The organism is Methylobacterium ajmalii, assembly GCF_036448855.1.
GTDB classification, from domain to species: Bacteria; Pseudomonadota; Alphaproteobacteria; order Rhizobiales; family Beijerinckiaceae; genus Methylobacterium; species Methylobacterium ajmalii.
In genome coordinates this window covers 52,460-72,022 of record NZ_JAZFXT010000044.1, presented here as the reverse complement: position 1 = coordinate 72,022, position 19,563 = coordinate 52,460, and the positions used below count along the sequence as shown (strand labels likewise).

At 71.0% G+C, this 19,563-nt stretch carries 23 protein-coding genes and 1 tRNA gene; 3 read left to right on the top strand and 21 right to left on the bottom strand.

The window, feature by feature from the left end:
- The first annotated feature begins 1,526 nt into the window (after positions 1-1,526).
- Positions 1,527-2,305 (top strand): IS5 family transposase gene (locus V3T34_RS18805; RefSeq protein ID WP_407942729.1). Its coding sequence is split into 2 segments (ribosomal slippage): positions 1,527-1,856 and positions 1,859-2,305, totalling 777 coding nucleotides; the frame shifts between segments, so codons are not numbered across the junction.
- Here the strand turns inward: V3T34_RS18805 and V3T34_RS18800 are convergent.
- The 4 genes from V3T34_RS18800 to V3T34_RS18790 all read right to left on the bottom strand — a co-directional run bounded on the left by V3T34_RS18800 (position 2,257) and on the right by V3T34_RS18790 (position 3,871).
- Positions 2,257-2,886, bottom strand: a complete 630-nt coding sequence (locus tag V3T34_RS18800; protein WP_305078491.1) for a site-specific integrase — start codon at positions 2,884-2,886, stop codon at positions 2,257-2,259. The two genes, V3T34_RS18805 and V3T34_RS18800, sit on opposite strands and share 49 nt — an antisense overlap.
- Positions 2,887-3,084: 198 nt before the next feature.
- Positions 3,085-3,426: a hypothetical protein gene (locus V3T34_RS18795; protein ID WP_305078490.1), complete on the bottom strand. Its 342-nt coding sequence runs from the start codon at positions 3,424-3,426 to the stop codon at positions 3,085-3,087.
- On the bottom strand, positions 3,318-3,698 hold the full coding sequence (locus V3T34_RS28605) for a DUF6538 domain-containing protein (RefSeq protein ID WP_407942732.1): 381 nt from the start codon (positions 3,696-3,698) through the stop codon (positions 3,318-3,320). Before V3T34_RS28605 ends, V3T34_RS18795 begins: the two co-directional genes overlap by 109 nt.
- A gap of 97 nt (positions 3,699-3,795) precedes the next feature.
- A tRNA-Glu gene (locus V3T34_RS18790) sits at positions 3,796-3,871 on the bottom strand.
- Positions 3,872-3,999: 128 nt separating this feature from the next.
- Here V3T34_RS18790 and rlmB point away from each other — a divergent pair.
- Positions 4,000-4,866 (top strand): 23S rRNA (guanosine(2251)-2'-O)-methyltransferase RlmB, encoded by an 867-nt coding sequence (gene rlmB, locus V3T34_RS18785; protein ID WP_305078489.1) that lies wholly within the window; start codon positions 4,000-4,002, stop codon positions 4,864-4,866.
- An 87-nt stretch (positions 4,867-4,953) separates the two neighbouring features.
- Here the strand turns inward: rlmB and V3T34_RS18780 are convergent, their stop codons facing one another.
- From V3T34_RS18780 to phnG, 10 genes are all read right to left on the bottom strand, one after another.
- Entirely contained in the window at positions 4,954-6,540 is a 1,587-nt protein-coding gene (locus V3T34_RS18780; protein WP_305078488.1) for a CYTH and CHAD domain-containing protein, read from the bottom strand.
- 117 nt (positions 6,541-6,657) lie between these two features.
- Positions 6,658-7,191: a phosphonate metabolism protein/1,5-bisphosphokinase (PRPP-forming) PhnN gene (phnN, locus tag V3T34_RS18775; protein ID WP_305078493.1), complete on the bottom strand. Its 534-nt coding sequence runs from the start codon at positions 7,189-7,191 to the stop codon at positions 6,658-6,660.
- Positions 7,191-8,327 carry an alpha-D-ribose 1-methylphosphonate 5-triphosphate diphosphatase gene (locus V3T34_RS18770; protein ID WP_060846132.1) on the bottom strand — a complete coding sequence of 379 codons (1,137 nt, stop codon included), beginning with the start codon at positions 8,325-8,327 and terminating at the stop codon, positions 7,191-7,193. The genes phnN and V3T34_RS18770 overlap by 1 nt, the downstream gene beginning before the upstream one ends.
- A 117-nt stretch (positions 8,328-8,444) precedes the next feature.
- Positions 8,445-9,164: a phosphonate C-P lyase system protein PhnL gene (phnL, locus tag V3T34_RS18765; protein ID WP_305078487.1), complete on the bottom strand. Its 720-nt coding sequence runs from the start codon at positions 9,162-9,164 to the stop codon at positions 8,445-8,447.
- Complete coding sequence (gene phnK / locus V3T34_RS18760; RefSeq protein WP_305078486.1) at positions 9,161-9,934, bottom strand: phosphonate C-P lyase system protein PhnK; 774 nt, start codon at positions 9,932-9,934, stop codon at positions 9,161-9,163. Before phnK ends, phnL begins: the two co-directional genes overlap by 4 nt.
- Positions 9,931-10,401: a GNAT family N-acetyltransferase gene (locus tag V3T34_RS18755; RefSeq protein WP_060846129.1), complete on the bottom strand. Its 471-nt coding sequence runs from the start codon at positions 10,399-10,401 to the stop codon at positions 9,931-9,933. The genes phnK and V3T34_RS18755 overlap by 4 nt, the downstream gene beginning before the upstream one ends.
- Entirely contained in the window at positions 10,394-11,269 is an 876-nt protein-coding gene (locus tag V3T34_RS18750) for an alpha-D-ribose 1-methylphosphonate 5-phosphate C-P-lyase PhnJ (protein WP_305078485.1), read from the bottom strand. The genes V3T34_RS18755 and V3T34_RS18750 overlap by 8 nt, the downstream gene beginning before the upstream one ends.
- Positions 11,266-12,372 (bottom strand): carbon-phosphorus lyase complex subunit, encoded by a 1,107-nt coding sequence (locus V3T34_RS18745; protein WP_305078484.1) that lies wholly within the window; start codon positions 12,370-12,372, stop codon positions 11,266-11,268. The genes V3T34_RS18750 and V3T34_RS18745 overlap by 4 nt, the downstream gene beginning before the upstream one ends.
- A gap of 3 nt (positions 12,373-12,375) precedes the next feature.
- Positions 12,376-12,963, bottom strand: coding sequence for a phosphonate C-P lyase system protein PhnH (gene phnH / locus V3T34_RS18740; RefSeq protein WP_305078483.1), 588 nt, complete (start codon positions 12,961-12,963; stop codon positions 12,376-12,378).
- On the bottom strand, positions 12,963-13,442 hold the full coding sequence (gene phnG / locus V3T34_RS18735; RefSeq protein WP_305078482.1) for a phosphonate C-P lyase system protein PhnG: 480 nt from the start codon (positions 13,440-13,442) through the stop codon (positions 12,963-12,965). Before phnG ends, phnH begins: the two co-directional genes overlap by 1 nt.
- A gap of 80 nt (positions 13,443-13,522) precedes the next feature.
- Between phnG and phnF the strand changes: the two genes are divergently transcribed.
- Positions 13,523-14,272 (top strand): phosphonate metabolism transcriptional regulator PhnF, encoded by a 750-nt coding sequence (gene phnF / locus V3T34_RS18730; protein WP_091889575.1) that lies wholly within the window; start codon positions 13,523-13,525, stop codon positions 14,270-14,272.
- 278 nt (positions 14,273-14,550) lie between these two features.
- On the opposite strand, the gene V3T34_RS18725 is transcribed toward phnF, so the two are convergent.
- From V3T34_RS18725 to fliQ, 7 genes are all read right to left on the bottom strand, one after another.
- Positions 14,551-14,997 (bottom strand): hypothetical protein, encoded by a 447-nt coding sequence (locus V3T34_RS18725; protein WP_305078481.1) that lies wholly within the window; start codon positions 14,995-14,997, stop codon positions 14,551-14,553.
- A complete protein-coding gene (locus V3T34_RS18720) occupies positions 14,994-15,329 on the bottom strand; it encodes a hypothetical protein (protein ID WP_060846123.1) in 336 nt (111 codons plus the stop codon). Before V3T34_RS18720 ends, V3T34_RS18725 begins: the two co-directional genes overlap by 4 nt.
- Positions 15,330-15,334: 5 nt before the next feature.
- Entirely contained in the window at positions 15,335-15,808 is a 474-nt protein-coding gene (locus V3T34_RS18715) for a rod-binding protein (protein WP_060846122.1), read from the bottom strand.
- A 51-nt stretch (positions 15,809-15,859) separates the two neighbouring features.
- Positions 15,860-16,279, bottom strand: coding sequence for a hypothetical protein (locus tag V3T34_RS18710; RefSeq protein ID WP_060846121.1), 420 nt, complete (start codon positions 16,277-16,279; stop codon positions 15,860-15,862).
- The gene (fliR, locus tag V3T34_RS18705; RefSeq protein WP_305078480.1) at positions 16,279-17,034 is read right to left on the bottom strand and encodes a flagellar biosynthesis protein FliR; all 756 of its coding nucleotides are present in this window, start codon (positions 17,032-17,034) and stop codon (positions 16,279-16,281) included. Before fliR ends, V3T34_RS18710 begins: the two co-directional genes overlap by 1 nt.
- Positions 17,031-19,118, bottom strand: coding sequence for a flagellar biosynthesis protein FlhA (flhA, locus tag V3T34_RS18700; RefSeq protein ID WP_091889581.1), 2,088 nt, complete (start codon positions 19,116-19,118; stop codon positions 17,031-17,033). The genes fliR and flhA overlap by 4 nt, the downstream gene beginning before the upstream one ends.
- Positions 19,119-19,264: 146 nt before the next feature.
- Positions 19,265-19,531 (bottom strand): flagellar biosynthesis protein FliQ, encoded by a 267-nt coding sequence (gene fliQ, locus V3T34_RS18695; RefSeq protein ID WP_060846118.1) that lies wholly within the window; start codon positions 19,529-19,531, stop codon positions 19,265-19,267.
- Between the last annotated feature and the right edge of the window lie 32 nt (positions 19,532-19,563).

Here is a 19,563-nt window from a genome sequence, read left to right as displayed (position 1 = left end):
TTGGGGCGAGGCGGGTGCGGCGGCAGAAGCGGGGCGATTGTAGCCCAGAGATCGTCGGGAAGAAGCGGGCGAGCCATACCGGCCCAACGCCCAAACGCCACGATCGTGCCGTTCTGTTAGGCGCTCTAAAGTAGAAAGGTGGGCCTCACAAAGTGCGGCGGCCCACGGGGGAACGCTCGATGAAGACCTTTTGGACGGCCGCAGGCCTGGCATTTGGGCTGGTTGCAGTCTCGGCGGCGGCAGAGGCCCGCGGTGGTGGTGGTCATGGCGGCCACGGATCGGGGTCTAGCTCACACAGCCACTCTATGTCAGGCTATACGAACTCGCACGGGACCTACGTGGCGCCGTATCATGCGACCAACCCGAACAGCTCCAAGATGGACAACTATTCGACACAGGGAAATGTGAACCCCTATACGGGCCAGGTCGGCACCAAGTCGCCGTACTGAGGCGATCGAGCGCAAGGAAGCGGAGAGCCGGCCATCTGGTCTGCTCCCCGTCATCCAACTACGGAACGATGCAGGTCCGGGTGGTCACGACCTTGTGCCAGCCCCAGGGTGTCAGGCCGACCCGCTTGGTGGTCGTACAGCCTGGCCCGTAGCCGGCAGGCCGAGCGTAGACGGGGTACCCACCGGCGACGTAGACGCGTCGAGGGCCACCGCCGACGATGATGGGACGCCGATCGACGTAGATCCGGGGGCCACCGCGGACGATGACCGGGCGGCCACCCCAGTGCGAGCCGTGCCAGCCGCCGCCCCAGTGCGGGTGATGGTGGTGGCCTCCTCCGCCGCCATGATGATGCCAGCCGCCGCCGTGGTGATGCCCGCCGTGGCCATGGTAACCGTGGTGCCCGCCGTGAGCGGAAGCCGGCGAGACTGACGCGGCGCCCAGCACAAGGGCTGCCACCGCCGCGAGACCGATTGTCTTGTTCATCGCGCTTGGACCCTGGAGAAGGCCCCCCGCGCCTACGTGTCAGAGGGCGGCTGAATGGCGAGGCGCGGGCCCATTCATCGGACGTGCAGGGAGCGGGTCTATCGGTTTTTGCTATTCGCTCCCTTCGCCCCTTTGGCTCCCTCCTCAGACCACCTCAGACCCCGCACCGCCTCCGGCGCCTCAATCTTCGCCATCTCGACCGCCATCGCCTTCAGCCCGAAGCCTCTCCCGTAGCCCCGCCCGACGCCTCCGCCTCCAGCGTGGCCGGTCATGAAGTCGTGCATCTCTTCCTGAAGGTTCGCGTCGCGGGCCATCCGCTTGAAGGTGTGCCGGAAGGAGTGGAAGACCTTCGTCGGGTCCTCAATGCCCGCCTTGTCGCGCAGGTACCGGTTGAACCACTTCGACCACGGCCCCGCCCGGCGCCCCTCGCTATCCGCCTCGACGTGCGGCCATAGGGGCGCCTCCAGGCCGGCTCCAGCGTCCAGGAGCGATTGGCGGTAGCGGAGCAGCCCGGCGGCCTCTAGGCGGTGTGGACTCTTGGGGTTTCCTGGTTGGGCGAGAAGTGATTGAAGGCTGCTTTTTGGAGGGCTGCCTTGGGAGTTCTGGACCGGCTCGTTCTCGGCGATGCTCAGTGGGAGCGGATGGTTCCTCTGATCATCGGCCGCCCGGATCAACGCGGCTCGACCGGGCGCGACAACCGCATGTTCGTGGAAGGCGTGCTGTGGATCGTACGCACCGGCGCGCCATGGCGCGACCTGCCCGAGGTCTTTGGCGACTGGAACAGCGTGTTCCGCCGCTTCAGTCGCTGGAGCCAGAAGGGCGTGTGGTGGCGCATCTTCGAGGCCATGGCCGACGATCCCGACTTCGAGTACCTGATCGTCGACTCCACCATCGTGCGCGCTCACCAACATGCGGCGGGCGCGAAAAAAGGGGGCCTGATGATCCTGCCCCGTCCGATCAGGCTCTTGGCCGATCCCGTGGCGGCCTGAGCACCAAGATCCACCTGGCCGTGCGCGGTCTGGGCTGTCCGGTTCGGTTTGTCATCACGGCGGGCCAGAAGGGCGATGCGCCCCAGGCCGAGGCGCTGCTGGCGGATCTCCCTGCTGCGGTTGTCCTGGCTGATGCGGCCTACGACAGTGATCAGCTGCGCGAGGCCATTGCTGGCAACGGCGCGACGGCCGTGATCCCGAACAATCCCTCGCGATCCAAGAAGTATGAGCTCGACACAGCCCTCTATAAGGAGCGTCACCTGATCGAGTGCTGTTTTGCCAAGCTCAAACAGTTTCGGCGCGTCGCGACACGCTACGAGAAGACAGCCCGCAACTACGCCGCCATGGTCACCATCGCGGCTATTGTCATGTGGCTGCGGTAACTGTCCACACCGCCTAGAGCGGGATGCAGCGGCACCTTGCGGCGCGAGCTGGCGGTCTTGATGCTCCGCCCGCCGGCCGTCCCGATGTCGAGGTGCCAGACCCCCGTTTCGGCATCCTTCGCCAGGTCCATCACCCGGAGCTGCGCAAGCTCGCCTTGGCGGGCCCCTGAGAGCAGCGCCAGGAGCGGGAGCCAGAACGCAGCCTCACCGCCGCCGCCCGCGGGCCGCTCACCCTTTCGATAGACCCCCGTGCCGAAGATGGCCTTGAGGTCCTGGTTGCTGAACTCCTGCCGCCGCTCCTCGCCCCGTTCGCTGATGCCAAGCTTCATGCCCTTGCCGAAGGGGTTCTTGAAGCCCGGCACCGCGTCCAGCCGCCCGGCTGCCTCGGCGTGGCTAATGATGGCGGCAAGGATGGTGAGAGCCTTATTGACCGTCGCGGCGTGGACCGGCGGGTAGGCCTTCAGGTCCTTGGCCAACAGCTCGCGCATCGGAAGACGCTTCAGCTTGTCGGGAAGGCGGGTGGGCACTCTCGCCAGCGCATCCCGGAAGTCCCTGGCCAGCTCCCGCGTGAGGTCGCCCAAGCGGATGTCTCCGTGCCACTCCGTCAGCCGGCGCACGACATAGGAAGCTTCAAGGAGGGTCCGGTCGGACGGCTTCTTGCCGCCCCGCGCACCACTCCCGGCCTTCCAGGCCTCGAACGCTTCAGACAGCTTCGGGCCCTTGCTGGCGGCAGCCGGGACCGGAGGGGCGGGGGTCTCGACAGGCTCGCCCTCGTGGCGCTACAAGAGGAGGCCGTAGGCCCGCACATGGGCCTTGAGGATCACCAGACCGACCGCGTGGTAAGCGTCGGAAACGGGATCGATGGACAGACCGTGCTTGCGGAGGAAGGCCCGGCACTCGCTGTCCACGATCTCGGGGTCTGCCCGCCCGAGCGCCTTACGGTAGGCGGCGTGCTGGGCCTCAAGCTCTCCGCCGAGCACATAGTGGTAGTCCTCCGCCATGCCGCGGGGCTTCAGCTTCGCCAGGCCAGGCCATTCCGCCCGCTCCTCGGGGGTCTGGAGCTGCCGCCGTGCATCCCCTTCCTGCCGCTCCAGCTCGTCCGCGGCGAGGAGACCGGCCAAGACCTCGGCCTCAATCTCGGCATCGGAGGGGAGCTTCGTGGCGCCTCAGTGGGCTCGCCCCGCATGGCCCGCTCGGCCAGCGCGAAGTCTGCCTCACAATCGGACAGGCAGCGGGCGAAGGGCTGCTTGGCCTTGCCCTGCTCCTTCGTGCCGAGGCTTTTTGTCCAAGCCGACTTGCCCGTCCACGGGGCCGGCATGAAGGGCCTCAGCGCCTTCGGGACGATGCGCCGGAAGTAGTAGGTGCCGTGGCGGTCCTGAACGCGGTAGGTCATCCGTGCCATGAGTTTGTAGCACCGGTTTGTAGGACCGGCGGCTCGCAAGGCACTGATTGTAGCAGAGTTTTAGCCGTATCAACGACTTGCGCCCGCATGGCGCGCCCTACGGGACTCGAACCCGTGTTTTCGCCGTGAAAGGGCGACGTCCTAGACCGCTAGACGAAGGGCGCCGTGCGGGGCGAGGGGAGCTATAGTGGGGTTCGGTCGGCAGGGCAACCGGATTGATGGGCTTGACGGGGGCCGAGGGCTCGGTCTTGTCGGCCGCGGATATGGGCCTTGAACGCGGGCGGGACGCAGGATGACGACGAGGCAGGCGCCGCGTGGGGGCGGTTGGAAGGGTGGGCCGGGCAAGGGTGGCTCGGGCAGGGGCGGGGTCAGCAAGGGGAGTTTCGGCAAGGGCGGCTTCAACCGGGGGCCGGCCCGGGGTGGGGCGGGCGGGCGGCCCGGCGGCGACGATCCGGACGGGCCGGCCCTGCTGTATGGCTGGCATCCGGTCTCGGAGGCGCTGCGCAACTCCAGGCGCGTGCTGATCAAGCTGCTCGCCACCGAGAACGCGATGGTGCGCCTGACCGAGGAGGTGGGCGAGCTGCGCATCGTGCCCGAGATCGTCAAGCCCGGCACCATCACCGGGCTGCTCGGGCCGGACGCGGTGCACCAGGGCCTCTACCTCGAGGCCGAGCCGCTGGAGGGCCCGGCCTTCGACACGCTGCCCGCCGACGCGGTGCTGCTCGCCCTCGACCAGATCACCGATCCGCACAATGTCGGCGCCATCGTGCGCACGGCGGCGGCGTTCGGCGTCACCGCCATCGTGACGACCGCCCGGCACTCGCCCACCGTCACGGGCGTCCTCGCCAAGTCCGCCTCGGGCGGGCTCGAGCATGTCCCGTTCGTGGTGGTGCGCAACCTCGCCGAGGCGCTGATCGAGCTCGGCGAGCGCGGCTTCACCCGGGTCGGGCTCGATTCCGAGGCGCCCGAGACACTGGACGCGGTCGGGCCGAAGACGCCGCTCGTCGTGGTGCTCGGGGCCGAGGGCAAGGGGCTGCGCCAGCGCACCCGCGAATGCTGCGACGTGATGGCCCGGATTCCGTTCCGGGGCGCGATCCAGAGCCTCAACGTCTCGAACGCCGCCGCGATCACCCTCTACGCCCTGATGCCCCGCGCCTGACGGCGCAGGGATCTCGCGCCTGACGGCGCAGGGATCTCGCGCCTGACGGCGCGGGGGTCGCGCGCCTGACAACCGCGAGGGCCGGCGTCAGCGCCAGAACGGGCGCACGTCGACCAGGGCCTCGTGGGCCTTGGCGGCCTCGGCGAGCAGATGCCGGGTGCGCGCCTCGGTGTCGGCGGTGGTGAGCCCGGCGGCGAAGACCGCGCCGGCCGGCGCACCCCGGGCGAGGTCCTGGGCGAGGGTGTGGGCGGTGGCGATGTCGTTGAGGTCGCCGAGATGGTCCTGGAGGTCGGCCAGGGCCTCGACGAAGGCCGCATGGCGCTTGGCCGCCTTCCTGGCAGAACCCTTGCCAGTTCCCTTGCCAGTTCCCTCGCCCGCTCCCTTGCCGGCATAGAGCGCGGCGAAGAACTCGGCGCCGTACCGCAGCTTCTTGGCGGCGATCCGCACCCGGTGGCGCTCCTCCGGATCCAGGTCGGCGAGGTGGCGGCCGCGCTTCTTCACCTGGCGGCGGCGGCGCTCCAGCTCCTCGGTGGCGAAGGCCCGGGCCGGGCCGTCGCGGAGCGCGGCGTTCGGGTTGTCGGGGCCGAGCCAGGGCCCGGTCTCGATCCAGGCGACGAGGTCGAGGAGGAAGTCGCGCCACTCGCGGCTCTCCAGCACGCCGCGCACGACGGCGTGTGCCGCCTCGCGCTCGGTCTCGAGGTGGCGCTCCAGGATCAGGAGGCCGCCCTCGTCCGGGCGCCGCTCGCGCTCGCGCGGCAGGGTCTTGCCGAGATAGACGTCGAGGTTGCGGGCGTGGCCGAAGGGCTCGCTCAGGCGCTTCAGCTCGGCCTTGATCCCCGGCATGCGCCGGTCCTCGATCACGGCGCCGAACAGCGAGAAGGCCGAGCGCAGGCGACGCAGGGACACCCGCAGCTGGTGCAGGGCCTCGACGTCGCGGCCGCCGAGCAGCACGGTCTCGTTGAGACGCATCTGGCGCAGGCAGGCGTAGGCCACGGCCCGGAACGCCGCGGAGGCGCTCATGCCGGGCTCGAGCGGCACCGGCTCGGCCTTCGCGGCGCGGCCGAGGCGGTCGCGGACCAGCGCGTCGCCGCGCTCGAACTTGCTCAGCACGCCGAGGCGCAGCGGCACGTCGGCGGCGAGCGCCCGGGCGAGATCGAACAGGGCGGCCGGCGCGCCGCCGGTCAGCTCGAGCTCGATCTCGCTGACCGGCGAGACCCGGTCGTCGGGGGTGACGAGCCGGCCCCGGTCGAGGGCGACCTCGATGCGGCTGCCGGCCGGCCCGGTATCGGCGAGGCGGCGCAGGAAGCGGGTGACGCTGGACGTGTAGAGGGGGGCGAGATCCTCCGCGCCGCCGAGGAGGTCGGCGAGCGGGGTGCCGGCGAAGGCGGCGGGGTCGGGGTGCGGGCCGGAGACGGCGGTCTCCCATTCCGGCCGGTCGAACAGGCCGGCGGCGGCGGAGCCCCGCGCCTTCACGGTCTGGAGGTGGCGGTCGCCGTCCCGGCGCACCCGCAGGGTGTAGCCGGCCTCGCGCAGGCGGCTATCCGGCGTGTCGTAGTAGACCGAGGTCAGCTCGGTCTCGGTCCAGTCTCCGGCGAGCAGCGGGTGCTCCCGCAGCCGGGCGAGGTCGGAGGCCTCGACATCCAGCTTCAGCTCGGTCTCGCGCGGTTCGCTCATCACGGCGGTCCTGATCTCCCGTTCGACCCGTTCGATGTCAGGGGTCAAACGGAAATCATGGCCGAGGCGAAAGGTTTCGCCTAGGCCTTGCCGTAGACGGAGCGCGCGAACGGCGCGTCAGCGGGCTCGCAGATGCGCGACGAGCCGCGCCGCCCCGGCCTCCGGGGCGCCGTCGTTCACCACCACGAGGTCGGCGACGACCGAGGCCGAGCGGGCGAGCCGGGCGCCGAGGTCGCCGTCCTCGCGCCGGCCGCGGGCGGCGAGGCGGGCGGCCAGCACGTCGGGCGGCGCCGTCACCTCGACCACGCTGACGCCGGGCAGGCGCCGGCGCGCCTCGCCCACCACCCGGCGCGAGACGTTGCAGGTCACCACGTACCCGTCGCGGGCGAGGATCGCGGTCTCCCCCGGCAGCGCGTAGCCGAGGTTGTGGGCGCGCCAGGACAGGGCGAAGCGGCCCGCCGCCTCGCCCTCGCGGAACGCGTCCTCGCCGATCGTGTCGTTGTCCTCGTGCTCCGAGGGCGGACGGGTGACGAGGCGGCGCGGGAAGACGAAGCGGGGCTCGTCGGCCAGAACCGCGCGGGCGAGCCGCAGGAGGGTGTCCTTGCCGGCCCCGCTCGGGCCGACGACGAGAACGAAGCCGCCGCCCGCCATCACGCGACCCGCACCCCCTGGCGCCAGACCTGGCGCACCACCGGCACGCCCGCGGCGGGGCGCACCCGCACGAGGTCGGCCCGCAGGCCCCGGGCGATGGCGCCGCGGTCGGTCAGGCCGGTGGCCCGGGCCGGGTTGGCGGTGACCGTGGCGATCGCCTCCGGCAGGGTGATGGCCTCGACCCGCTCGGGCAGGCCGAAGGCCGCCATCAGCAGGCTCGCCGGCACGTAGTCTGAGGAGAGCACGTCGAGCAGGCCTTCCCGGGCGAGGTCTTCCGCCGCGACGTTGCCGGAATGCGAGCCGCCGCGGATCAGGTTCGGCGCGCCCATCATCACGGTGATGCCGGCCTCATGCGCCGCCCGCGCCGCGTCCACGGTGGTGGGGAACTCGGCGAGCCGCACGCCCTCGTCCCGCGCCATGGCGACGTCGGCCAGCGTGGTGTCGTCGTGGCTGGCGAGCGCGATGCCCCGCTCCCGGGCGAGATCGACGAGGGCCGGGCGGTTGATCGCGTTGAAGGCCCGTCCGTCGCGGATCTTCAGGGCGGTGTTGGCCTGGATCTCGGAGAGCGAGCGGCCGCCGCGGGTGGCGTAGGTGTAGTACTTGTCGATGTCGCGGAACTGGCGCTGGCCGGGGGTGTGATCCATCAGCGAGATCAGCCCGACGGGGTAGCGCGCCGTGAAGTCCCGCACCGTCTCCATCAGGTCGGCGGACGGGATCTCGCAGCGCAGGTGCGTCCGGTGGTCGGCGCGGAAGAGGTCGGCGCCCTTCGCGGTCTCGATCGCGCCGGCGAGCTGCATCAGCTCGGGGCCGAGCCCGCTGCCGTCCGGGTCGCTGCCGGCGCGCAGCGAATCGAACACTGTGGTGATGCCGGAGGCCGCGATCTGCGCATCGTAGGCGAGCACGGCGCCGAGCGGGTGCCAGCGCACCTTGGGGCGGGGCGCGTAGTGGCTCTCGAGGTGGTCGGTGTGCAGCTCGACGAGGCCCGGGATGAGATGGTCGCCCTGGAGGTCGAGGCCGCGCTCGGGCGCGCGGCCCTCGCCGATCTCGGCGATGCGGCCGTCGACCACGGCGAGCCAGCCGTGCTGCACCCGGTCGGGCAGCACCAGGGTGGCGTTCTCGAGGATCCGGTCTTGCATGGAGGTCCCCTTGATCTAAGCAGATCTCGCAAAAGTGGTCACCGGTTTTGCGACAAAAATCTGCGGCACAACAATAACTTGAGCGGACGAAGCGTTGGCCTGCCAGCGCAAGCCTGCTTAGGCGGCGCGCTTCTGGGCGAAGGCGGTGACGTCGACCACCCGGGTCGCCACCGCCTCGCGGACGTCGGTGTCGTGGAAAATGCCGAGCAGGGCAGCGCCGGCCGCCTGTCGGGCGCGGATCAGCTCCACCACCACGGCGCGGTTCTGCGCGTCGAGGGAGGCGGTGGGCTCGTCGAGGAGAAGGATCGGCCGCTCGGCGATCAGCCCGCGGGCGATGTTGACCCGCTGCTGCTCGCCGCCGGAAAAGGTCGCCGGCGGCAGGTCCCACAGGCGCTCGGGCAGGTTGAGGCGGGACAGGAGCTCCTCGGCGCGGGCGAGCGCGACCTCCGCCGCCATGCCGCCCTCGCGCCCGGCCGCGGCCACCACCTCGCGGGCGCCGATTCGCGGGATCACCCGGAGGAACTGCGACACGTAGGAGATCGTGCGCCGGCGCAAGGACAGGATCTCGCGGGGCGAGGCGGAGGCGACGTCGATCACCGTCTCGGCCTCGCGCACCAGGATTCTTCCGTGGTCGCAGCGGTAGTTGCCGTAGGCCATCTTGAGGAGCGAGGATTTTCCCGCCCCCGAGGGACCGCCGAGCACCACGCACTCGCCCGGATGCACGGCGAGATCGGCGCCACCCATCACCGGCAGCTGCACGCCGCCGCGCAGGTGCAGGGTGAAGGTCTTGGCGACGTCGCGGAATTCGAGAGCCGGGGAATCGTGGGTCGGCTTCATGCGGCGAGCACCGAGGAGACGAGGAGCTGGGTGTAGGGCTCGGCCGGATCGTCGAGCACCTGATCGGTGAGCCCGGTCTCGATCACCCGGCCGGCCCGCATCACCATCACCCGGTGCGACAGCAGCCGGGCGACCGCGAGGTCGTGGGTGACGATGACGACCGCGAGGCCGAGCTCCGCGACGAGCCCGCGGATCAGGTCGAGGAGGCGGGCCTGGACCGAGACGTCGAGGCCGGAGGTCGGCTCGTCCATCAGCACCAGGCGCGGCCCGGTGACGAGGTTGCGGGCGATCTGGAGCCGCTGGCGCATGCCGCCGGAGAACCGCGTCGGCGGATCGTCGACCCGGTCGGCGGCGATCTCGACCTTGGAAAGCCAGTCGAGCGCCGTGCCGCGGATGTGGCCGTAATGGCGGGCGCCGGCCCCCATCAGCCGCTCGCCGACATTGCCGCCGGCCGAGACCGCCATGCGCAGGCCCTTGGCCGCGTCCTGACGCACGAAGCCCCAGTCGGTGCGCATGAGCGCCCGGCGCTCGGCCTCGCTCAGGGCTGTGAGATCGCGCATCACCCCGTCGCGCATCCGGTAGGCGACGTGGCCGGAATCGGGCTGGAGCTCGGTGGCGATCAGCGACAGCAGCGTCGACTTGCCGGAGCCGGATTCGCCGACGATCGCCAGCACCTCGCCGGGATCGAGATCGAACGAGACGTCGGCGCAACCGAGGCGGGCACCGTAATGCTTGGTCAGGCCGCGGGCCTGGAGCAGGGCGTCGCTCATGCGATCTCCTCCGCGTCGCGGATGAAGGGGGGATCGAGGCGGAAGCTGTAGCCGTAGCGCTCGAAGCCGAGGCTCTCGTAGAAGCGATGCGCCGGCTTGGCGTCGACGTTGGAGGACAGGGCGAGCTTGTAGCAGCCCTTTTCGGCGGCGAGGCGGCCGGCCTCCTGCATCATCCGCCGGCCCAGCCCGTTGCCGCGCTCGCTCGATGAGACCACCACGCTCTCGACCAGCGCGGAGGGCATGCCCCAATGGGCGATGTTGTCGAGGATGACGAGGCAGAAGGTGCCGACGATCCGGCCCCCGACCCCGGCGACGTAGAGCCCGTAATCGGGATAGGCGTCGAGGCGCGCGAGCAGCGCCTCGGCCTGGTCCAGGGTCGCGACCCGGCCGGCATTGAGCTCGGCGTAGAGGCCGAGCACCGCCGGCAGATCGGGTCTTTGCGCCCGGCGGACGATCAGGTCAGGCATGCGCCGCCTCCATGCCGCCGGTGCCGACAGGGCCGTCGGCCCGGCGCTCCTCGCAATGGTCGGTGTCGGAGCAGACGAACATCCGCCCGCCGGCATCGTCGAGCAGCACCTCGTCGAGATAGACCCCTTCCGCGCCGCAGAGCGCGCACGGCTTGTCGAAGGTCTGGACCCGGAACGGATGGTCCTCGAAGTCGAGGCTCCTCACCCGCGTGTGCGGCGGCACGGCGTAGATCCGCTTCTCGCGGCCGGCGCCGAACAGCTGGAGCGCCGGGCAATCGTCCATCTTCGGGTTGTCGAATTTCGGCGTCGGCGAGGGGTCCATGACGTAGTGGCCCGCGATCTCGACCGGATAGGCGTAGGTGGTGGCGATGTGGCCGTGGCGGGCGATGTCCTCGTAGAGCTTGACGTGCATCAGCCCGTACTCGGCCAAGGCATGGAGCTGGCGCGTCTCGGTCTCCCGCGGCTCGAGGAAGCGCAGGGGCTCGGGGATCGGCACCTGGTAGACCAGAACCTGCCCCCCGTGGAGCGGCGCCTCCGGGATGCGGTGGCGGGTCTGGATCACGGTCGCGTCGCGGGTGCGGGTGGTCACCGCGACACCGGCCGTGCGGGCGAAGAAGGCGCGGATCGAGACCGCGTTCGTCGTGTCGTCCGAGCCCTGGTCGATGACCTTGAGCACGTCGCTCCTGCCCAGGATGGCGGCGGTGACCTGCACGCCGCCGGTGCCCCAGCCGTAGGGCATCGGCATCTCGCGGGAGGCGAAGGGCACCTGGTAGCCGGGGATCGCGATCGCCTTGAGGATTGCCCGGCGGATCATCCGCTTGGTGCCCTCGTCGAGATAGGCGAAGTTGTAGCCGGTCTCGGCGCTCATTCCGCGGCCTCCTTCATCTCGGGTACCGCCTGCCGGGCGGCGTGCTCGGCGCGAAGCCGCCGCACCAGTTCCAGCTCGGCCTGGAAATCGACGTAGTGGGGCAGCTTCAGGTGCTCGACGAAGCCGGTCGCCTGGAGAGCGTCGCAATGGGCCAGCACGAATTCCTGGTCCTGCGCCGGAGCGCCGACCGGCTCGCCCAGCTCCTCCGCCCGGAGCGCCCGGTCGACGAGGGCCATCGCCATCGCCTTGCGCTCGCTCTGGCCGAAGGCGAGGCCGTAGCCGCGGGTGAATTGCGGCGGCACCTCGGCGCTGCCGTGGAACTGGTTGACCATCTGGCACTCGGTGAGGTCGATCTCGCCCAGCGGCACGGAGAAGCCCAGCTCCTCCGGCACGAACTCGACCGCGACCGTGCCGACCCGGATCTCCCCGACGAAGGGGTGGGTGCGGCCGTAGCCGCGCTGCGTCGAGTAGCCGAGGGCGAGCACGAAGCCCTCGTCGCCCCGCGCGAGCGCCTGGAGCCGCAGCGCCCGGTCGGCCGGGAAGTCGAGCGGTTCGCGGGTCAGGTCGCCTGGAGGAGTGCCGTCGTCGGGGGCGGAGGGCTCGATCAGCCCGTCCCGGCCCAGAAGGTCGGTGACCCGCGGCGCATGGGCGGCATCCGCCAGGGGCTCGGCTTCCGCGGCCACCGGTGCCTCGCCCTCGGCGGCCAGCGCGAAGTCGATGAGGCGATGGGTGTAGTCGAAGGTCGGCCCGAGCACCTGGCCGCCGGGCAGGTCCTTGTAGGTGGCGGAGATGCGGCGGCGGAGGCTCATGGCGCCGGTCTCGACCGGCTCGGAGGCGCCGAAGCGGGGCAGGGTGGTGCGGTAGGCCCGCACCAAAAAAACCGCCTCGATCAGGTCGCCGCGGGCCTGCTTGAGGGCGAGCGCGGCGAGGTCGGGATCGTGCAGCGAGCCCTCGGTCATCACCCGGTCGACCAGCAAGGCCATCTGCTCGCGGATCTGCGCCACCGAGAGTTCGGGGACGCTCGTGTCGCCCCGGCGGGTCTCGGCGAGCAGCCGGTGCGCGTTGGCGATGGCGGCCTCGCCGCCCTTCACGGCCACGTACATGGGTCAGCCCTCCCGGACGCGGGTGGAGCGCGGCAGCGCGGCGACGCGGCCGGGTGCCGCCAGGATCAGGTCGATCCCCTGCGGGAAGCCGGCATGGTTGTGGGCGAGCCGCGCCGGCATGTCCGCCGGCAGGGGCGAGGCCGCGAGGCGCGCGCTGTCGCGGATGCCCGGTCCATCGAGGTGCCAGCCCTCGCGATCCGAGAGGTCGGAGACGGCCAGCACCAGGGTGGCGGAGCGGTCGGGATAGGCCGGCGTGCCCTGCGCGAAGGCGTCGAATTTCGGGCAGGCGGCGGCATCGGAGACCAGCGCGAAGGCGGCCTCGGCCGGATCGTCGGTGATGCGCGCGCCGGTATGGAAGCGCAGGAACTCCGCGACGGCCGGGCTCTCCGCCAAGCCGGCATCGAGCCAGAGCGGCGCTTCGGCGTCGGCGAGGGCCAGGGCGACGGCGGCGAGTTCCGGCGTCAGCGGCGCCGGGGGCGCGAGGCCGGTGGCGAGGGCCTGGATCGTGCCGGGGCGCGCGAGCGCATCCATGACGGTGCGGAAGACGCCCTGGGCGTCGTGGACGGGGTCGGCAAAGCCGCGGGCGAGCATCAATCCTCTCCTCTCGCCATGGTGAAGAAGTTCACCCGCGTCGCCGCGATCCGCCGCGCCTGCGCGGTGCGTTCCTCCGCCCGGCGGGACGCGACGGGCGCGAGCGCCGCCTCCACCGCCGCGCGCCGCTCAGGGACCTGCCACAGCGCGTCGAGGGTCGCGGCGAGCCGCGCCTTCGCCCGGTCGCGGCCGAGATGGTAGGCGAACCCGGTCGCGCCGCCGGGCAGGCGCACCGCCGCCCGGGTCACCGTCGCCTCGCCGAGGTTGAACGGCCGCCCGTCACCGCCGATGCGGCCGCGGGTCATCACCAGGCCGGTCTCGGGCGGGCGCAGATCTTCGGCCCCTTCGGTCGCGCCGAGCTGCGCCAGCGCCCGGTGCAGCTCCTCGGGGCGGGCCTGCCCGCAGAGCGCCATCACGGCGCGGCGGGCGACGGGATCGGGCGCTTCGGGCTGGCGGTCGGCCGGGTTAGGGTGGGGCATCGCGGGGTCCGCTGGCATCTCGGTTGTCTAATGGTATAGACAACCGACGATCCGGGAGCAAATGAAGTTTGGATGACGGTATGGACGCGGGCGGCGACGGCGCGGTGACGGTGCTGGCACGGGGGGAGGGGCTGGCGGCCTGGCGCCAGATCGCCGACGGCGTGGCGGCCGATATCGAGGCCGGGCGCCTCGCGGCGGGCAGCCAGTTGCCGACGGAAGCCGCGTTGGCGGCCCGGTTCGGGGTCAACCGGCATACCGTGCGCCGGGCGCTCGCCGCGCTCGCGGAGCGCGGGCTGGTGCGGGCGACGCAGGGGCGCGGCACCTTCGTGGAGACGCCGCGGCTTGCCTACCCGATCGGCCGGCGCACCCGCTTCTCGGAGATCGTCAGCCAGGCCGGCCGCGAGGCCTGGGGCGATCTATTGGCCGCCGAGACCGTCCCGGCCGACCCGGCGACCGCCGAGGCCTTGGGCCTCGCGCCTCGGGATCCGATGCTCGAACTGCTGACGATCCATCGGGCCGACGGCACGCCGCTCTCGACCGCCCGCACCTGCCTGCCGCTGCCGCGCTTCGAGGGATTCGCGGCGGCCTACGCGGCACTCGGCTCGCTCACCCGGGCCTACGCGGCATTCGGCATCGCGGACTACACCCGCCTGTCGACCCGCATCACCGCCCGCCCGGCCACCGCCGACGAGGCCGCCCGCCTCGACCTCGCGCCCGGGCGGGTGCTGATCGTGCTGTCGAGCGTCAACGTCGACGCGGCGGGCGTGCCGATCCAGGCGACCCGCAGCCTGTTCGCGGCGGACCGGGTGGAGCTGGTGGTGGAGGGGTAGGGGGAGGACGTCGAAGTGCCCGCTTCCCCGCTTCCCCGCTTCCCCGCTTCCCGATGACTTGGCACGAAAAGAAAAAGCCGGGTGCTGTCCCGGCTTCCTGCAAGCATCAGGGCTGTGCGGCGACAGGAAAAGGCGCGGGCTGTCCTCGACCGGATCGAAGCAGGCGGGATGCGACTTTTCCAGTCGAGATACGCCTCTAAGTGCACCTCACAAAACTCCCGCCGCAATGTCGCTGCCACAGCAAGCCGAGGCGGTGATCGGGAGTTTTGTGAGAGACACTAAGACCGCACTTCCCGCTTCGCCACGAAATTGATCTCGTCCACGAGCACGTCCTTGACGACATCGCCGCCGAGACGCTCGTTGACCTTCGCCCGCACCTCGGAGAGGCGCTTGGTGATGTCGTACTTCGCCAGCTTGCGGAAATCGAGCGCCGGGTCGCCGTAGATCTGGCGGAAGGCCTCGTCGACCACGAAGGCGTTGGGCGGCACCGGCAGGGTGTGCATCAGCTTGGCGTCGGCGGTGAAGACCAGCACGGCGATGACGTAGCCCTGGACGCGGCCGTCGGCGATCATCGGGATGTTGATCGGGGCGAGCTTCTGGTACTGCAGGCCTTCGAGATAGGGCTCGGTCTTCTTCGAGAAGATGCCGCCGCCGAAGGTCACCGCGCCGTAGCACGACGCGATGGTGACGGCGCAGATCCACAGGCCGGTGATCAGGATCTTCATGACCGCAGGCTCGTGCGCGCGCTGTAGGTGCCGTCGGAGTCGCGGGCGAGCGCGGCCTGGGTCAGTGTGTCGTCGATCTCCTCCAGCGCCCGCAGGTGCAGGGCGACGACCTGCTGGTTGCGGGCGAGCTTGTCGCGCAGCCGCGCCAGGTGGATCGCCTCGGTGGTGTCGAGGGCGGCGGGGTCGAGGTCGCGGGTGAGGCGGGTGAGTTCCAGGAGGCCCTGGCTCTTGCGGCGGTTGAGACCGTCGAGGTCCAAGGGCGCGCGGGTCTCCAGCGCCTCGGTCTCCTCCTCGACGACGGCCTCGAGCCGCTTGATGCAGGCGAGCAGCATGGCGGTCAGACCTTGGCCGCCGGGTTGGCGGCATCCGTCGGCGCGGCGGCGGGTGTGCCCGGGTGGGCGGCGTTCAGCATCTTGGCGATGCCGATGCCGCCGGCCTTGGCGATCTGGGTGCCGATCTGCTCGGCCAGCATCGACTTCCAGATCCCGCCGGCATTGCCCTTGCCGTATACGGTCTCGGACTTCTCCGGCATCATCGCCTCGACGAATTGCTGCAGCACCAGCCCCTCGAACTTCTTGTAGGGGTCGCTGCCGGCGCCCGACATCGCGGTCTGGTTCTGCAGGCCGGTGAGGGCGCCGCGGGCGTCGAGCGGCATGTGGGTCGAGAGCCCGACGTCGCGGGCCGCGTCCGCGAAGGCGGTCGCGCCGGCGCTGCCGGGCTGCGACAGCTTGGCGGCGGCCTCCTGGAAGCGCGCCGGATCGGCGGCCCGGGCGACGTCGAGCACGATGTCGGAGGGCGGGGAGATGCTCATCGGCAGTCGGGTCCGGACTCGTTCGGTGAACGGAGTGTTACCGCGCCTGGCTTACGGGAGGCTTGCGTCGGGAGCCGCGCCGGTCCGGGCGGCCAGGCCGTCGAGGCGCTCCAGGTCGGCGCGCTTGTCGAGCGCGCGGCGGTGGTCGTCGGCCCGGCGCTCGGCCAGCGCCTCGGCGCGCTTCTGGGCGAGCCCGCGCTCGCGCACCGCCTGGGCCTGGGCGGCGGCAGCGGCCTCGACGGCGCTGGCCTCGCTGGCGAGCCCGCGAAGGCGCCGGGCGGTCGCTTCCAGCAGCATCGGGCCGTGGGCGCTCTCGGACAGGGCGGCGAGCAGCCGCGCCCGGTCGGCCTCGAGCGCGGCGGCGCGCTCGCGGGTCGCCGCGAGCTCGATCTCCGCTACCCGGCGCATCTGCTCCTGCACGGCGACGAGGCGCTTGGCGCGCTTGAGCCGGTCGCCGGCGCCGGCCGCCATCAGCCGCGCACCAGCCAGGCCGCGTAGCCGAGGAGGAACTGGGTCATGAACTCGCCCGCCAGGAAGTAGAGCATCAGGAGCCCGCCGAACATCACGAACGGCGTGGCGATGAAGTAGACCGGGATCGTCGGCGTCAGCTTGTTGACGAAGCCGGCCGCGAGGTTGACCAGGATCGAGTAGATGACGAAGGGGGCGGTGATCCGCAGCCCGAGCATGAAGGCGCCGGCGACCTGGTCGACGATCCGGGTCAGCATGATCTGGCTGCCGACGCCCTCGCCGGGCGGGATGCGGGCGTAGGATTCGACGAGGCCGCGAAACAGCTCCCAGTGCAGGTCGGCGGCGAACAGGAGCGCGGTCGCGGTCAGCAGGATCAGCGCCTCGACCGCCGGCACCGGGTCGATGCCCTCGATCGGCGTGCCCGGCATGCTGCCGAAGCCCACCATGGTCGAGGTCGCGTTCATCACCGTCTCCAGCACCAGGATGAAGACCCGGCCGAGGAAGCCGATCATCAGCCCGGTCAGGGTCTCGGTGGCGATCCAGGCGAGCGTCTGGGCCGGGGCCTGCCCGGCCAGCCGCAGCTCGAATTGCGGCACGATCAGGGGCGCGATGGCGAGCGAGACGGCCCCGGCGATGAGGAGGCGCACCTGCTGGGGCACCCGGGGGCTGGAGAAACCCGGCACCACCAGGAGGCAGCCGCCGACCCGGCAGAAGATCAGGAAGACGGCGAGGAAGCTGTCCGGCCCGATTCCCGTCACGAGACCGTGCCCAGCGACTTGATCTCGACGCCCCGCGCGATCTCGAGGTGCGAGAGCACCGGGAGGGTCGGGAAGATCCGCTCGATGATCATCCGCACGTAGGGCCGGGCGTCGGGGGCGGTGACGAGGGCGAAGCCGTGCGCCTCGCGCATCCGGGCACGGATCGCCTCGGAGGCCTCGGTGCCGAACTGCTCGACGAGGCGCGGGTCGATGTCGAACTCCACCACCTCGCCCTTGGCGTCGCGCTTCAGGCTCTGGTGGAACGACAGGTCCCAGCTGGCGCCCAGGCGCAGCACGCTGAGCACGCCGTTCTCGGCGAGGTCGCCGCAGATCTGCTGGGCCATGCGCATCCGGACGTGCTCGGCGATCTGCTCGGCCCGGCGCGCATGCGGGGTGATCTCCGCGATGGCCTCCAGGATCAGGTGCAGGTTGCGGATCGAGACCCGCTCGGCGAGCAGCAGCTTGAGCACCGCCTGGAGGCCCGAATAGGAGATCTGCGACGGGCAGATCTCGTCGAGCAGGCGCTTGTACTCGGGGTCGAGCCGGTCGAGCAGCGCGCGCATGTCCTTGTAGGACAGGAATTGCGGCAGGTTGTTGCGGATCACCTCGGAGAGGTGGGTGAGCAGCACCGAGGCGCCGTCGATCGGCTCGAAGCCGCCGCGACGGACCTCGCCGGCATAGGAATCCATCACCCAGAGCGCCTTCATGCCGAAGGCGGGCTCGCGCACCTCGTCGCTCGGCACGTCGGGGCGGGGGCCGTCGCCGACCACCACCAGCATCTCGCCCGGGCGCAGCTCCTGGCTCGCCGCCACGGTGCCGTGGATCAGGATCTGGTAGCTCTTGGGCGGCAGCGCCAGGTTGTCCGAGACCTTGATGTCCGGCACGACGAAGCCGTACTGGCGGGCGAACTTGCGCCGCATCTTGGCGACCCGGTGGCCGAGCTCGGCCTGCGAGGCCTGGATCTGCGAGCCGGCCTGGCGGCCGAGGCTGAGCTCGATCTCCGGGGTCTTGAGCGAATCCTTGACCGAATCCTTCTCCTTCGCCTCGGCCTGTCTCACCGCCTCCTCGGCCTTGGCCTTGGCCTCCGTCGCGGCGGCCTGCGCCTGCAGGCGGCGCGGGATGGTGCGGGCGATGAAGAACAGGAGCCCGCTCAACGCCATGAAGGGCAGGAAGGGCAGGCCAGGCACGAGCGCGAACACGCCCATCATGGCGGCCGCCACGAGCAGCGCGCGGGGATAGGCGCCGAGCTGGCCGATCACCGCCTGCTCGGCGGTGCCCCGCGTGCCGCCCTTCGAGACGAGCAGGCCGGCGGCGAGCGAGACGATGAGGGCCGGGATCTGCGAGACGAGGCCGTCGCCGACCGAGAGCTTGGTGAAGATGTCGGCGGCGGTGCCGAGCGGCAGGCCGTGCCGCGTCGTGCCGATGATGATGCCGCCGAAGACGTTGACCGCGATGATGATGAGCGAGGCCACCGCCTCGCCGCGCACGAACTTCGAGGCGCCGTCCATCGAGCCGAAGAAGGCGCTCTCCTCCTCCAGCTCCCGGCGACGGCGCTGCGCCTCCTTGTCGTCGATGAGCCCGGCATTGAGATCGGCGTCGATCGCCATCTGCTTGCCGGGGATCGCGTCGAGGGTGAAGCGGGCGCCCACCTCCGCGATGCGGGTCGCGCCCTTGGTGATGACGAGGAAGTTGACCGTGATCAGGATCAGGAAGACCACGATCCCGATCACGAAGTCGCCGCTCATCACGAACTGCGAGAAGCCCTGGATGACGTGGCCGGCGGCGTCCACGCCCTTCTGGCCGTTGGCCAGGATCAGCCGCGTCGTCGCGATGCCGAGCGCCAAGCGCAACAGCGTCGCGATCAGCAGCACGGTCGGGAAGGCGGAGAATTCGAGCGGCTTCTGGATCCAGAGCGCCACCATCAGGATCAGCACCGACAGGGCGATCGAGAAGGCGAGCCCGACATCGATGAGCAGCGCCGGCACCGGCAGGAACAGCACCGCCAGGATCGCCACGATGCCGGCCGCGAAGCCGAAATCCCGCCGCGACTTGCGTTCCACCGCCAGTGCTGCGCCCGCTGCCATGTCCCGACCACCCTTCGCCAAGGCTCACGCGGCACGGAGTGCCGTACGGCATCCTTTGCCGCCGCAAGCTTGCGCGAGGGTTGGGAGGGCGATCGAGCACGAAAGCGTTTCCCGGCGAGGTAGATGCCGGTTCGTCGGAAAATGCTCTAGAAGCCGGTCGCGATGCGCCCGTAGGCGGCTTCCGCGAAAGCGTAGATCTGGCCGCCGATGAAGGTGCCGGTGACGAGGAGGACGAGCAGGATCACCACGATCTTCGGCACGAAGGTCAGGGTGACCTCCTGGATCTGGGTCAGCGCCTGCAGCAGCCCCACCGCGATGCCGACCAGCATCGCGGCGCCGACCGCGGGACCCGCGGCGACGATGACGGTCCAGATCGCGGCCCGGACGAGCTCAAGGGCGTCGACCTCGTTCATAGGATGTCGATCATGGGTGACCGCTCGCAGAG

Excerpts from the sequence above, each read along its gene's own strand:
- V3T34_RS28605 (WP_407942732.1), bottom strand. The coding sequence starts at position 3,698 with ATGACCTACCGCGTTCAGGACCGCCACGGCACCTACTACTTCCGGCGC.
- rlmB (WP_305078489.1), top strand. The coding sequence starts at position 4,000 with ATGACGACGAGGCAGGCGCCGCGTGGGGGCGGTTGGAAGGGTGGGCCG.
- V3T34_RS18780 (WP_305078488.1), bottom strand. The coding sequence starts at position 6,540 with ATGAGCGAACCGCGCGAGACCGAGCTGAAGCTGGATGTCGAGGCCTCC.
- phnN (WP_305078493.1), bottom strand. The coding sequence starts at position 7,191 with ATGGCGGGCGGCGGCTTCGTTCTCGTCGTCGGCCCGAGCGGGGCCGGC.
- V3T34_RS18770 (WP_060846132.1), bottom strand. The coding sequence starts at position 8,327 with ATGCAAGACCGGATCCTCGAGAACGCCACCCTGGTGCTGCCCGACCGG.
- phnL (WP_305078487.1), bottom strand. The coding sequence starts at position 9,164 with ATGAAGCCGACCCACGATTCCCCGGCTCTCGAATTCCGCGACGTCGCC.
- phnK (WP_305078486.1), bottom strand. The coding sequence starts at position 9,934 with ATGAGCGACGCCCTGCTCCAGGCCCGCGGCCTGACCAAGCATTACGGT.
- V3T34_RS18755 (WP_060846129.1), bottom strand. The coding sequence starts at position 10,401 with ATGCCTGACCTGATCGTCCGCCGGGCGCAAAGACCCGATCTGCCGGCG.
- V3T34_RS18750 (WP_305078485.1), bottom strand. The coding sequence starts at position 11,269 with ATGAGCGCCGAGACCGGCTACAACTTCGCCTATCTCGACGAGGGCACC.
- V3T34_RS18745 (WP_305078484.1), bottom strand. The coding sequence starts at position 12,372 with ATGTACGTGGCCGTGAAGGGCGGCGAGGCCGCCATCGCCAACGCGCAC.
- phnH (WP_305078483.1), bottom strand. The coding sequence starts at position 12,963 with ATGCTCGCCCGCGGCTTTGCCGACCCCGTCCACGACGCCCAGGGCGTC.
- phnG (WP_305078482.1), bottom strand. The coding sequence starts at position 13,442 with ATGCCCCACCCTAACCCGGCCGACCGCCAGCCCGAAGCGCCCGATCCC.
- phnF (WP_091889575.1), top strand. The coding sequence starts at position 13,523 with ATGGACGCGGGCGGCGACGGCGCGGTGACGGTGCTGGCACGGGGGGAG.
- V3T34_RS18725 (WP_305078481.1), bottom strand. The coding sequence starts at position 14,997 with ATGAAGATCCTGATCACCGGCCTGTGGATCTGCGCCGTCACCATCGCG.
- V3T34_RS18720 (WP_060846123.1), bottom strand. The coding sequence starts at position 15,329 with ATGCTGCTCGCCTGCATCAAGCGGCTCGAGGCCGTCGTCGAGGAGGAG.
- V3T34_RS18715 (WP_060846122.1), bottom strand. The coding sequence starts at position 15,808 with ATGAGCATCTCCCCGCCCTCCGACATCGTGCTCGACGTCGCCCGGGCC.
- V3T34_RS18710 (WP_060846121.1), bottom strand. The coding sequence starts at position 16,279 with ATGGCGGCCGGCGCCGGCGACCGGCTCAAGCGCGCCAAGCGCCTCGTC.
- flhA (WP_091889581.1), bottom strand. The coding sequence starts at position 19,118 with ATGGCAGCGGGCGCAGCACTGGCGGTGGAACGCAAGTCGCGGCGGGAT.
- fliQ (WP_060846118.1), bottom strand. The coding sequence starts at position 19,531 with ATGAACGAGGTCGACGCCCTTGAGCTCGTCCGGGCCGCGATCTGGACC.